This is a genomic window from Emticicia aquatica (genome assembly GCF_923079645.1).
GTDB classification, from domain to species: Bacteria; Bacteroidota; Bacteroidia; order Cytophagales; family Spirosomataceae; genus Emticicia; species Emticicia aquatica.
Genome location: NZ_CAKLPY010000001.1, coordinates 1,357,792 through 1,371,619, shown reverse-complemented (window position 1 = coordinate 1,371,619; position 13,828 = coordinate 1,357,792). Strand labels below are relative to the sequence as shown.

The 13,828-nt window shown below is 34.0% G+C and carries 8 protein-coding genes; 3 read left to right on the top strand and 5 right to left on the bottom strand.

From position 1 onward, the window contains the following. Positions 1-63: 63 nt before the first annotated feature. Positions 64-639, bottom strand: coding sequence for a hypothetical protein (locus MJQ71_RS05935; RefSeq protein WP_238805415.1), 576 nt, complete (start codon positions 637-639; stop codon positions 64-66). 126 nt (positions 640-765) lie between these two features. On the opposite strand from MJQ71_RS05935, the gene MJQ71_RS05930 reads away from it, so the two are divergent. Further along, entirely contained in the window at positions 766-3,996 is a 3,231-nt protein-coding gene (locus MJQ71_RS05930; RefSeq protein WP_238805414.1) for a WD40/YVTN/BNR-like repeat-containing protein, read from the top strand. Between the two features lie 51 nt (positions 3,997-4,047). On the opposite strand, the gene MJQ71_RS05925 is transcribed toward MJQ71_RS05930, so the two are convergent. The 3 genes from MJQ71_RS05925 to MJQ71_RS05915 are packed head-to-tail and all read right to left on the bottom strand — an operon-like array spanning position 4,048 to position 6,866. Next, entirely contained in the window at positions 4,048-4,872 is an 825-nt protein-coding gene (locus MJQ71_RS05925; protein WP_238805413.1) for an enoyl-CoA hydratase/isomerase family protein, read from the bottom strand. Then, a complete protein-coding gene (locus MJQ71_RS05920) occupies positions 4,872-5,705 on the bottom strand; it encodes a hydroxymethylglutaryl-CoA lyase-like TIM-barrel protein (protein WP_238805412.1) in 834 nt (277 codons plus the stop codon). The genes MJQ71_RS05925 and MJQ71_RS05920 overlap by 1 nt, the downstream gene beginning before the upstream one ends. Positions 5,706-5,711: 6 nt before the next feature. Further along, positions 5,712-6,866, bottom strand: coding sequence for an acyl-CoA dehydrogenase family protein (locus tag MJQ71_RS05915; RefSeq protein ID WP_238805411.1), 1,155 nt, complete (start codon positions 6,864-6,866; stop codon positions 5,712-5,714). A gap of 136 nt (positions 6,867-7,002) precedes the next feature. On the opposite strand from MJQ71_RS05915, the gene MJQ71_RS05910 reads away from it, so the two are divergent. Beyond that, entirely contained in the window at positions 7,003-8,607 is a 1,605-nt protein-coding gene (locus MJQ71_RS05910) for an acyl-CoA carboxylase subunit beta (protein ID WP_238805410.1), read from the top strand. 83 nt (positions 8,608-8,690) lie between these two features. After that, positions 8,691-11,384 carry a M12 family metallo-peptidase gene (locus MJQ71_RS05905; protein ID WP_238805405.1) on the top strand — a complete coding sequence of 898 codons (2,694 nt, stop codon included), beginning with the start codon at positions 8,691-8,693 and terminating at the stop codon, positions 11,382-11,384. A 68-nt stretch (positions 11,385-11,452) separates the two neighbouring features. On the opposite strand, the gene MJQ71_RS05900 is transcribed toward MJQ71_RS05905, so the two are convergent. After that, the gene (locus tag MJQ71_RS05900; protein WP_238805403.1) at positions 11,453-13,777 is read right to left on the bottom strand and encodes a family 65 glycosyl hydrolase domain-containing protein; all 2,325 of its coding nucleotides are present in this window, start codon (positions 13,775-13,777) and stop codon (positions 11,453-11,455) included. Positions 13,778-13,828 lie beyond the last annotated feature (51 nt).

The following is a 13,828-nucleotide window of genomic DNA, read 5'->3' as shown; positions in this document are numbered from 1 at the left end:
GTGAAGTATAATTTATCCGCAAATTTGAGAAAAAGCAATGAATTGACATATCATTAGGGAAAATTATATTTTAAATTTTGGATTTCTTTTAATTAGTTGCCCAAATGAATTCAATGCTTCATCTACTTTTTTCAAAGAATAATTACCTCGAACACTTTCAATAAATGGCATCAATTTTCTAAAATAAAATTTTATTTTATCTTCTGGCCTTACTGGAAATGGGTGAAGTTTTGAATCAATATCGTGAATGAAATTATAGGCAATATGAACATTTAGGTCATATAATGGATAAACCTCAGGTTTAATGATATGCAATAAAAAAGTGCGTGACACTGCAGGAACAGTGATAAATTTGTTGTTATATTCATTAATGTCAATTGATTCCTCAAATTTCATATCGTTTACATAATCAATTTCAGGATAAATTTTGTCTTTAATAGCTCCCGCACGAATGCGACCTAAACCTGCTTGATTTTCCCATTCAAATAATTTTATAATATCATTATGTGTAAATGGTTTTCCAATCTTAATATGTTTATTATAGTTTGGTTCCCAGGGTGAATTATAGTCATAAAATTGTGACCATACCTCAACGAATTGACTAAAATCTTCCGTCTGAGTGAATGTAATAAGATTCATAGTACTATTGATTAAAATTTAGTATAATAGTTCACTTTGTTAATAATACAAATTTCGGTAATTTTACTTGTTTTGTTATTATGTTGCCATTAATTTTACAGATAAACCTTAACTTCTCAACAAGAAATGAAAAAACTCTCCTTTTTGCTATTAGGGTGTATGATTGTTTTCAGTACATACGCTCAAAAGAAAAAAACTCCTACAATTGCTTCAAGTACTAATTCAATCGAAATAAAAAAAACAGATAAAAATCTTTATGATGGCTTATCTTGGCGGAATATAGGCCCTTTTCGTGCAGGACGCTCTTTAGCGGTGGCTGGTCATGCCAACCAACCATTAACCTATTATTTTGGTGCAGTTGGTGGAGGCGTTTGGAAAACAACCGATGGTGGTGCTAATTGGAATCATGTAGGAGATAGCACTTTTAAATCAAGTTCTGTAGGAGCGATTGCCGTTGCTCCATCTGACCCAAATGTTGTTTATGTTGGAATGGGAGAAGCTGATATGCGAAGCAATATTAGCTATGGAGATGGTGTTTATAAATCAACAGATGCTGGAAAATCTTGGAGACATATGGGATTGCCTAAAGCCGATGCTATTGCAACTATTGAGGTACATCCTCAAGACCATAATTTGGTTTACGTTGCTGCCGTAGGAAATCCATTTGCTCCTAATAAAGAAAGAGGCGTTTTCAGAAGTAAAGATGGTGGAAAAACTTGGGAACATATTTTAGCTAAAAACGATAGCACTGGAGCGTACCATGTTCGTATTGACCCAAATAATCCGCGAGTGATATATGCAACTTTGTGGCAGGCCTACCGAAATGGACATAGTATGAGTAGTGGTGGTCTTGGATGTGGATTGTATAAATCAGTTGATGGAGGTGATACTTGGCAATCGTTGAATGAAAAACCTGGGATGCCAAAAGGTTTACTTGGTAAAATAGGTATTGCTGTATCGCCAGCAAACTCAAACCGTTTGTATGCAATGATTGAAAATGTTAAAGGTGGGTTATATACTTCTTTTGATGCAGGTGAACATTGGACTTTGGTTAATGATAATAAAAACCTTTGGCAAAGACCTTGGTATTATATGAATTTACAGGCTGACCCACTAAATGAAAATAGCTTAATTATTTTGAATGTAAATTCATTTAAGTCAAATGATGGAGGAAAAACAATCAGAAACTTAAATGTTCATCATGGTGATACACACGATGTATGGATAAATCCAAAAAACAGTGCGAACTTCATTATTGGAGACGATGGTGGTGCAGAAGTTACCTATAATGATGGCATCACGTTTTCAGATATTGATATTCCGACTGCCCAATTTTATCATGTTCACCTTGATAATGATTTTCCATATAATGTTTATGGTTCTCAGCAAGATAATAGCACTGTCAGAATTGCAAGTAGAACAGATAACTTTTCAATTGGTTTGCGTGATTGGTATTCTGTTGCTGGTGGAGAATCTGGATATATTGCCATCGACCCTAAAAATTCAAAAATTACTTATGGTGGTTCTTATGATGGTTTTATGACTCGTCAAAATGCAACCAATAACCAAGAACAAAATATCATGGTTTATCCAGAAAACAATATGGGGCATACTTCTGCCGAGAAAAAATATCGTTTTCAATGGACTTATCCAATTATTTTTTCACCGCATGATAATACTCGTTTGTATGCAACTTCACAGTATGTGCACGTAACACATGATGGCGGACATTCTTGGGAAACCATTAGTCCAGATTTGACTCGTAATGACCCTAAAACTACTGGTGCCACAGGTGGCCCAATTACCCTTGACCAAACTGGTGCTGAAATTTATGCTACTATTTTTGCATTAGCAGAATCAACATTAGAAAAAGGAAATATTTGGGCGGGTTCGGATGATGGATTTATTCATGTTACAACAGATAATGGCAAAAACTGGACAAATATTTCAGTTCCAACTTCTCAATTGGGCGATTTTGCTTTAATCAGCACAATTCATCCATCAGATTTTGTTAAAGGAAAAGCATATTTAGCGGCAACTCGTTATATGTTTGGCGATAGAAAACCATATTTGTTTAAAACAAGCGATTATGGAAAAACGTGGATTAACATAAGCAATGGCATTCCAGAAGATGAATATACACGTGTATTGCGTGAAGACCCAAATAAAGAAGGTTTGTTATATGCAGGAACAGAGCGAGGCATATATGTTTCTTTCGATGACGGTTTGTCGTGGAAGCCATTTAATATGAACATGCCAATTTCACCCATTCGTGATTTGCAAATTCATAAAAGAGAAAAAGATTTGGTTGTTGCAACCCATGGCCGCTCTTTTTGGATTTTGGACGATGTAACACCTTTGTATGAAATCAAAGATAATTCAGTTGCTGATGTGCATTTGTTCAAACCTCGTCATTCATATCGTATGCAAGGTGGTGAAGCTGGTCGTCGTGGAGCTCCACTTGATGAAGGTCAAAACGCACCTAACGGAGTTTTGGTCAATTATTACTTGAAAAATACCGCTAAAGATGAAGTGAAATTGCAGTTTTTGACAATGTCAAATGATACAATTATTACCTATTCAAGCAAAAAGGATGTTAAAGGTGAAGAATTGAAGATTTCTAAAGATTATTATGAAGATACAAAAAGTCCCAAATCTGGAATTCTTTCTGCAAATGCTGGATTAAATCGTTTTGTATGGAACATGCGTTATGCTGACGCTACCGAAATTCAAGGAGAACGCTCACCAATGTGGGCTGGCGGATTGACTGGTCCAAAAGTAGTGCCAGGCAATTATAAAGTTAGATTAGTTGTTGGGAAAGATATTGTAAAAGAAGAAATTGCAGAAATTAAACGTGACCCAAGAAACGAGACTACAGATGCTGAATTGAAAGAACAATTTGATTTATTAATGAAAATTCACAAGAAATTGGATGAAAATCATAAAGCAATTAATCAAATGCGTGAAATCAAAAAGGCTGTGAGCGAGTATATGAAAAGCGTGAAAGATACAGTTTTGATAAGTAAATTTCAAAAATTGACTAAACCAATGCTTAAAAACCTTGAAGATTTAGAGCAAACATTGGTTCAAAACAAGGCTCGTGCGACACAAGATTTATTAGCGTATCCGATTCGTTTGAATGATAAAATTGCGGGTGTTGCAAGCGTTGTTTCAAGTTCAGATTCTAAACCAACCAAAGGTTCATACGAAGCTTTGGATGATTTGAGTAAGAAAATGGAACAAACAACTACAAAACTTAAAAAAGTAATTGATGAGGATGTGCCAGCTTTCAATAAAATGGTACTTGAAAATCAAATTCCAGCCATAAATATTGGGAAGAAAAAAGAAATAAATTAATTTTTTGGTTTTAAAGTTAAAGCGGCGAGGTATTTACCTTGTCGCTTTTTTTTATTTATTTAGCCAATTGGGCTTTCTCTTTTCCTTAAAAGCTAAAATCCCTTCCTTAGCATCCATCGAATTTTTGATTTCTTGCAAAATGCCTAAAAGATATTGATGTTGTTCATTTTCTGGTAAATTTTGCAATTTATTCATTGCTTCAAGACCTTTACTAATTGCCAAAGGTGAATTTTCTAAAATGCTACTAATCAATTCTTTAGTGTCGTGTTCAATATTTTCTTTCGTCGAAATTTGAGTTACTAAGCCTAAACTATAAGCTTCGTTAGCGGTATAATTTTTTCCTAGAATTGCCATTTCAATAGCTTTGCGTTGAGGCATAATTTTAAATAATGTTGCCATCACCTGCATTGGAAAAATACCTCTTTTGACTTCAGGTAAACCGAAAAGGACATCTTCGACCGAAATTACAAAATTACAACCACCAATTATCAAAAATCCACCTGCAAAAACACTTCCTTGAACTTTGGCAATACAAGGTTTTTCTAGAAATTTGAATGCATCTCCAAGTGTAATTTCCTTCAATGGTTTTGGTAAAGTTGTGTTTTCTACATCTAAAAGTGGATTTTGAAAAACCATTAAGTCCATTCCTGCACAAAATATTGAGCCTTTCGCTTCAATTAAAACACACCAAATTTCTTTATTATAATGAGCAAATGCCAACGCAAAAGCCAATTCTTGCAGCATAGTAGGAGTGAAGGCATTTCGTTTTTCAGGTCTGTTGAGCGTTATATTAAATAGATTTCCTTCTTGATGGGTTTCTATCAATTTAAACGTAACATTAGAATATTGCTGGATGTCTGATTCTGTAAAAAACATTAGTTTATTAATTCTTGAAATGCTATTTTTAATTCATTAATCTTTTTCAAATGTTGGTTTGGCTGAAAAAAATCAAGCAAATTTTCGGTTGCCATATTGCCAACCAATTCATCATCAGCCATCGGACAACCGCCATACCCCAGAAAAGCTCCATCAAATCTTGTACATCCAGCACTAAATGCAGCCTCAATTTTTTCTTTCCACGTGTTTGGTGTTGAATGCAAATGAGCTCCAAATTCTACATCTGGATATTTAGGAATTAAGTTTTCAAATAAATACTTAATTGAACATGGTTGTGCAATACCAACTGTATCAGAAAGAGAAAAGATTTTTATGCCAAGAATGCTTAATTTATCAATCCATTTTAAGGCAATTTCAGCATTCCATTCATCCCCATAAGGATTACCAAAGCCCATTGAAATATAGATAACTACTTGTTTATTAGCTTTTTGAGAAATTTCTTGAATGGCATTTACTCTTTCAAGCGACTCTTCAATAGTAGCATTTGTGTTTCTAATTTGGAAAGTTTCTGAAATCGAAAAAGGATAACCTAAATAGGCTATTTCGTCAAATTGACAAGCCTCGTTTGCACCTCTTTCATTAGCGATAATGGCCAAAAGTTTTGACTTTGATTGACTAATATTTAATTTTTTTACAATATCTTTTGTATCAGCCATTTGTGGAATAGCTTTTGGCGAAACAAAACTACCAAAGTCGATTGTATCAAAAAGATTACTTTCAAGTAATAAATTGATATATTTTATTTTTTTTTGGGTCGAAATTATTTGATGCAATCCTTGAATGGCATCACGAGGACATTCGATGAGTTTCATGAAAAATTAAATATTTTTACAAATTTCTCTGGAAATGACAATTTTCTGAATTTCTGACGTGCCTTCACCGATTGTACAAAGTTTGGCATCTCGGTAATATTTTTCAGCAGGAAAATCTTTTGTATAACCATAACCTCCATGAATTTGAATACCTTCGGTTGCTACTTCTACAGCTGTTTCTGAAGCAAAAAGTTTAGCCATAGCACCTTCTTTTGTCATTTTTTTGCCTTGATTTTTTAATGTTCCAGCATTTCGTGTCAATAATTCGGCGGCTTCAATTTTGGTGGCCATTTCGGCTAATTTAAAGCTAATTCCTTGAAAATTAAAAATAGCTTTGCCAAATTGTTCTCTTTCTTGAGCATATTTTAATGCTGCTTCATAAGCACCTTTGGCAATTCCAAGTGAAAGTGCGGCTATTGATATGCGTCCTCCATCTAAAATTTTTAATGATTGAACAAATCCCTCACCAATATTACCGATTACATTATCTTTATGAACTCTGCAATTATCAAAAAATAAGCATGCGGTTTCACTTGCCCTCATTCCTAATTTATTTTCTTTTTTTCCTGAAGAAAATCCCTGAGTACCTTTTTCAATAATTAAAGCCGTCATCCCATGAGAATCACTTTTTTGTCCTGTTCGTACAATTACAACAGATACATCAGAGCTGATTGCATGCGTGATGAAATTTTTAGAGCCATTTAAAACAAAGAAATCTCCATCTTCAACAGCGGTAGTAGCCATCCCACCAGCATCTGAACCTGTACCAGTTTCTGTTAATCCCCACGCTCCAACCCAGGCTCCCGAAGCTAATTTTGGTAAGTATTTATGTTTTTGTTCTTCATTCCCAAAAGTTAGAATATGATTCGTACATAACGAATTATGAGCAGCAACAGAAAGCCCAATTGCTCCACAAACCTTTGAAATTTCATCAAGTATTGTAATATATTCTTGATAACCCAAACCTGAGCCTCCATATATTTCTGGGACAAGCACGCCCATAAAACCAAAATCTCCCATTTTATGAAAAAGGTCAACAGGAAAAATCTGTTTTTCATCCCATTCCATTATTTGTGGTCGAATGTAATTTTCTGCAAAGTCTTTGGCACTTTGGCGAATCATTTCAGTATGTTCTGCCGTTTCAATTTCAATTAGATTCATAATTTTTATGTTTGTTGATAATTTAATTGCAAAACTAATCATTGTTTTGACAACTATTTATCATCTTTGTAAAAATTGTTTAAAACAATGAAAAATTATCATTATTTTGCTTCATCATCGAAATATAACCAGAATTATGCAAACAATTGAGAATTTATTGCAGGAATTAAAAGAAAAGTATGAGCAATTAAAAATGGGCGGAGGATTAAAGAAAATACAAAGCCATAAAGCCAAAGGGAAATTAACTGCTCGTGAGAGAATTGAATATTTAATTGATAAAGATACTAAATATATCGAGTTTGGATTATTTGCTGGAGATGGGATGTACGAAGAAGAGGGTGGATGCCCTAATGGTGGTTGTGTGTGCATTATAGGTTTTGTGAGTGGTAAAATGTGTGTAATTGTATCAAATGATGCCACTGTTAAGGCAGGTGCATGGTTTCCAATTTCTGCAAAAAAGAACCTGAGGGCTCAGGAAATTGCTATGGAAAACAGACTCCCAATCGTTTATTTAGTTGACTCCGCAGGCATATATTTACCACTGCAATCGGAAGTATTTGCAGATAAAGAGCATTTTGGTCGTATTTTTAGAAACAATGCACAGATGTCGTCCATTGGAATTCCACAAGTGGCTGCCATTATGGGTAGTTGTGTTGCGGGTGGGGCTTATTTACCAATAATGTCAGATTATGCATTGATTGTTGAAGGTAGTGGTTCGGTTTTTTTGGCAGGTTCATATTTGGTAAAATCTTCGATTGGTGAAGATATTGATAATGAAACTTTAGGCGGAGCAACAACCCATTGCGAAATTTCGGGGGTTACTGATAATAAATTTCCTAATGATGAAGCATGTTTGGATGAAATAAGAAATATTTTTGATAAAATGGGTCATTTTGACAAAGCAGGTTTTGATAAAAAAGAATCGTTTTTACCTATAAAAGACCCTAATGAAATTTATTCAATTCTTCCAGCTGACCGTGGAAAACCGTATGATATGGTTGAAATTATTGAAAGAATTGTAGATAATTCTGAATTTGACCAATATAAAAAAGGTTATGGACAAACTATTTTATGCGGCCTCGCAAGAATTGATGGTTGGGCGGTTGGGATTGTAGCAAATCAGCGAAAAATTGTTAAAAGTAAAAAAGGCGAAATGCAGATGGGTGGAGTAATTTATTCAGATTCGGCAGATAAGGCTGCTCGTTTTATTATGAATTGTAATCAACAAAAAATTCCACTGGTTTTCTTGCAAGATGTGACTGGATTTATGGTTGGTAGCCGCTCTGAACATGGCGGAATAATAAAAGATGGAGCTAAAATGGTCAATGCGATGGCCAATTCAGTTGTTCCTAAGTTTACTTTTATTGTTGGAAATTCTTATGGTGCTGGAAATTATGCCATGTGTGGAAAGGCTTATGACCCACGATTAATTTATTCTTGGGTTACAGGACAAATGGCTGTTATGAGCGGTGCGTCGGCAGCGAAAACTTTGGTACAAATACAAACAGCAACTCTTAAATCAAAAGGAATTGTTATTGATGAAATCGAAGAGAATGAATTGCTAGATAAAATCACTGACCGCTATAACTCACAGCTTAGTCCTTATTTTGCGGCTTCAAATCTTTGGACAGACGGTGTGATAGATCCGTTGGAAACTCGTAAAATTATTTCAATGGGAATTGAGGCAGCTAATCATGCTCCTATTACTAAAAGATATAATGTTGGCGTGATTCAGACATAGGTATAACCTTAAAATAAAAATAATACCTTACTGATTTTATTTACATTAAAATAAAATAGTTTTGTAAAAAACTATAAAATTTAATGAATAAATATTTTTTCACCTGCTTGCTATTAATTGTTACTTTAAGAATTTCTGCCCAAAAAACAGTTTTTAACCAAATAAATAGTTTTAAAAGTCAGATAAATGCAACTTTTTTTTCACCTTTTAACATTACAACTTCTTTAACAAACGTAAGCAATTCATTCTCTGTTAATAATACCTCTTTACAATTGAATGCTAATGCAGCAGATTTACGCCAAATTGAGAGCACTAAACCTGCCTTACTAAATTTATCTGTTCCATTTTCTTTTACAAATAATTTTGATTTAGAACTGATTCAAATAGATATTTTTGGTAATAATTTTAAGGTTGTTAATGGGTCAAACCAAGAAATTCTAGTTGAAAGAGGCATTTATTATAAAGGAATTATAAAAGGAGATAAAGAATCATTGGTTTCAATAAGTATTGCGAATGGCGAAATATGTGGGATAATTTCTAATAAGTATGGAAATTATATTTTAGGGAAATTAAGAGATTCAAACAATTATATTTTATATAATGATAAGGATTTGATTGAAAAACCATCGTTTGAGTGTGGAGTAAAAGATGAAGATCTAAAAATGATGCTCAATAATGAAGTTCAGTCAACCCTTTTAAATAATGTCGCCTGCCGTGCTGTTCAGATTTATTTTGAAGCGGATAATGCAATTTATCTTGCTAATTCTTCTAATATAACTTCAACTACAAATTTTGTCAATGCTCTTTTTGCACAAGTTGCTGTTCTTTATGCAAATGAAGGAATCGAAATTCAGATTTCGCAGCTTAAAATATGGGATATAGTCGACCCTTACAATTCAACCACTACCACTAGTGCTATGTTAAATGCATTTAGTACGCAAGTCGGAAATACTTTTACTGGTGATTTAGCTCATTTAATTTCAGGACGTTCTTTAGGAGGTGGGGTGGCCTATTTAGATGTTTTGTGCAATAAAGGTAAAGGAATAAGTGCAAATATTGGAAATAAAGTTTATAACGTACCGACTTTTAGTTGGGAAGTTGAAGTAGTAAGCCATGAGATGGGACATAATTTTGGTTCACCTCATACTCAAAGTTGCTCATGGATTGGAGGACCGATTGATAATTGTGTTTCTCCAGAGGGTTCTTGTTCGAGTGGACCAACTCCAGTAAATGGTGGGACGATAATGAGTTACTGCCATTTGACTAGTTATGGAATAAATTTTAGCAATGGTTTTGGAATTTTGCCAGGAAATTTAATCAGAAATCGAACCCAAAACTGTATGGGCAATGCTGTTGCACCAACAAATTTGAGTGTTCTTGAAGTTTATAATTCGAGTGTAATTTTAGTTTGGGAATCATTTGCAGGGCCATATACGATAGAATATAGACCCACTACATCTTCAACTTGGGAAACGATAACAAGTAATTCAAATTCAGTTCAATTAACAGGTTTGACTCAAAATACTGCATATATTTGGAGAGTAAAGGCCAATTGTTCACCTTATGTTACCAGTAATTTTAGTACTAACTCGACACCAGCAATCGTTTATTGTACGATAAATCATACAACAGGTTGTAATAATTACGCTATTGGTCTAAACGATGTAATTATTGGTGGAGTAAATTATAATCCAAGTTCAGGTTGTGCATCTGATGGTGGTTATAGTTTTCGATTTAATACTGTAAGAACACTTATCATTGGAAATTCTTATAGTATAACATTAAATCCACTTTGGATAGGGGGTAATGACATTCAAGCAGCAATTTGGATAGATTATAATAAGAATGGTATTTTTGAGACTACAGAAAAAGTATTTACAACTTCTACGGCAACTTCCGCTCCAATAACAGGGTCTTTTACTGTTCCGCTGGATAGTCCGACAAAAACCCAAACTAGAATGAGGGTTGTTTCTAATTTCTTTTCGGCCCCAACAAATCCATGCGGTTCTTACACTTACGGAGAAACAGAAGAATTTTTGGTAGATATCATTTGTCAATCAAATCCTTCTGTACCAGTAACTGTTGGTGCTAGTCGTTGCGGTACTGGAACTTTAACTTTATCAGCATCTGGATGTGCAGGAACATATAATTGGTATGCTTCATTAAACAGTGGTTCAAGTTTAGGTACTTCTTCAACTTTTACAACACCGACTTTATCAAACACAAATAATTATTATGTAGATTGTACTATTAATAGTTGTGTTAGTACAAGAGCATTAGCAATTGCAACTGTTAATTTGATTCCAAATGCTCCTTCGGTAGGAAGTGTATCAAAACTTCCTGGACAAACAGCTACACTCACCGCAACCAGTTGTGTAGGAACTGTGAAATGGTATAGTTCAAATACAGGAACTACCATTTTAGCGACGGGTTTAAGTTTTACAACTCCACCTTTGGTAATTACTACTTCTTACTTTGCGGATTGTTCAATAAATAGCTGTACAAGTAACACACGAGCAATTGCAACTGTTACAATCAATAATTGTCCTTTAATATTAACGCTCGCCAGTGCCGGTGATGACATTTCTAGCGGTAATATTACAAAGATAGCTTCAGCAACTACTTCAGTTTATCCAACTGCAAATATTACAGCCACAAATAAAATTACTGGGATTGGCACGAGAGCTACTTTTCAAGCCAAAAGTATTGAATTAAAGGCTGGTTTTAAAGCAGATAATGGAACCATTTTTAAAGCTGAAATTGGGGGATGTAATTAAGTACCGTGAAAACGAAGAAGACTGTCAAAATTCAATTCGACAGTCTTCTTCGTTTTCTAGTATTACTATTAAAAAGCGATTGTTTGCGTATTAAATGCAGGAACTGTCACTTCATTTCCAAATACTTGAACTGAAATTGAATTGGCAGATAAATTTTCAATTTCAATTAGATTTTGATTAATAGAAACCTTCAATGAATTTCCTCTAAAACCAGTTCTAAAAGAAAATCCTTGCCATTGCTCAGGCAAAAATGGTTCGAAAGATAATTTGCCATTTTTTACTCTCATTCCGCCAAAACCTTGTACAACTGAGAGCCAAGTTCCAGCCATTGAGGTTATATGTAAACCATCTTCGGTATCATTGTTATAATCATCTAAATCAAGACGGGCAGTACGGACATACATTTCGTATGCTTTATCTTTTTTACCTAATCGTGCTGCATGAATTACGTGTACACATGGCGAAAGTGAAGATTCATGCACAGTCATTGGCTCGTAAAAATCAAAATTTCTTCGTAATTCATCTATTGTGAAATCTTCTTCAAAGAAATACATTCCCTGTAAAACATCAGCCTGCTTAATGAAACATGAACGCAAAATCCTATCCCAAGACCATTTTTGGTTGATAGGTCTATGGGCAGCAATATCTTGTACGGTCAATAATTCTTTATCCAAAAAGCCATCTTGTTGTAAAATAACTTGGCGTTCTTCATCAAATGGGAAATACATATTTTCGATGATATGCTGCCATTTATTTATTTCATTTGTATAATCAAGCTGTGTTTTACTAATTATTTCTTGAAATTTGTGATGATTTTCATTTTTCAAGCTTTCTAAACATTCAATCGTATAAGTCAAACACCATTTAGCTAAATAATTTGTGTACCAGTTATTGTTTACGTTATTTTCGTATTCGTTTGGTCCTGTTACACCTAACATTACATATTTATTTTTATCAGCTGACCAGTTGACACGTTGAGACCAAAATCTTGAAATACCTGTAAGTACTTCGAGCCCGTATTCTTCAAGGTATTTTGCGTCACCTGTGTAACGGATATAATCAAATATTGCATACGCAATTGCTCCATTTCGATGAATTTCTTCAAATGTAATTTCCCATTCGTTGTGACATTCTTCACCGTTCATTGTTACCATCGGATACAAGGCAGCTCCACCAGAAAATCCTAATTTTTCGGCATTTTCAATGGCTTTTTGAAGATGATTATGTCTATAAACTAATAAATTTCGGGCTACTTTTTGTTCAGAAGTTGATAAGTAAAATGGCAAACAATAAGCTTCGGTATCCCAATATGTTACGCCACCATATTTTTCTCCTGTAAATCCTTTTGGTCCAATATTCAATCGAGCATCCTCTCCTGTGTATGTTTGTTGTAATTGAAAAATATTAAAACGGATGGCTTGTTGAGCTGCTACATCTCCTTCAATTTGAATATCATTTCCTTCCCATTTCTTTGCCCAAGCAGCTTTTTGCTCTTGAAGCATTATTTCAAACCCTTTTTTACTAATTTTTTGAATATACGCTTTGGTTGATTCTTCTAATTTATCAATTGAATAATTTTCAGAAGATAAATTTGCTGCAAATTTAATAATCGAAACTTCTTGCCCTTCTTCCAAATTAAGCTTAAATTCATTCGCAACATATTTTTCTTTTTTGATAGGAAGCGTTTGAAAATCGAGTAATTGTTCATTCTGGAAAACGTCGAATTTCATTCCAGTACAAACTTGAAAAGTAGGTACTGTTTCCCAAGCAGATTTTTTAGTTTCAAGGGTCAAGTATCCCTCACTATGAGCCGTTTCTTTACTTATTTCATTCCAAAATTTTTCTCCATGATTTGAATCTTTATTTGAAACATCTCCATCTAAAGAAATTGTAATTTTCGCAGTTCCAAAGAAATTGATTGGTGTGATTGAGTAATTTATTACACCAGATTCATCATCAACTAAACTCAAAAATCTTTGCGAATGAATTTTTAGAATTTTATTATTAGATAATTCAACTAAGCAATTTCTATCCAAAACTCCTGTTTGCATATCTAGAGTTCTACTAAATTCGAGCACTTTAGTTGTATTCAAATCAAGTATTTCGCCGTCAATTTCAATGTCAATTCCCGTCCAATTGCAAGCGTTAATTACCTTTGCAAAGTAATTTGGATAACCATTTTTCCACCAACCCACACGAGTTTTGTCAGGAAACCAAACTCCAGCAACGTAATTTCCTTGAAGTGTTTTTCCTGAATACTTTTCTTCAAAGTTACCACGACCGCCCATTCGGCCATTGCCCAAACTCATCAAACTTTCAGTAATTTCATTGTGTTCAGGATGAAAACCTGTTTCCACAATGCACCATTCGTGATGCGTAATATAGTTTTTCATTGTTTTATTTGGATGGTTTCAAACCATCTTAATTTATAGGTAAAGTATTTT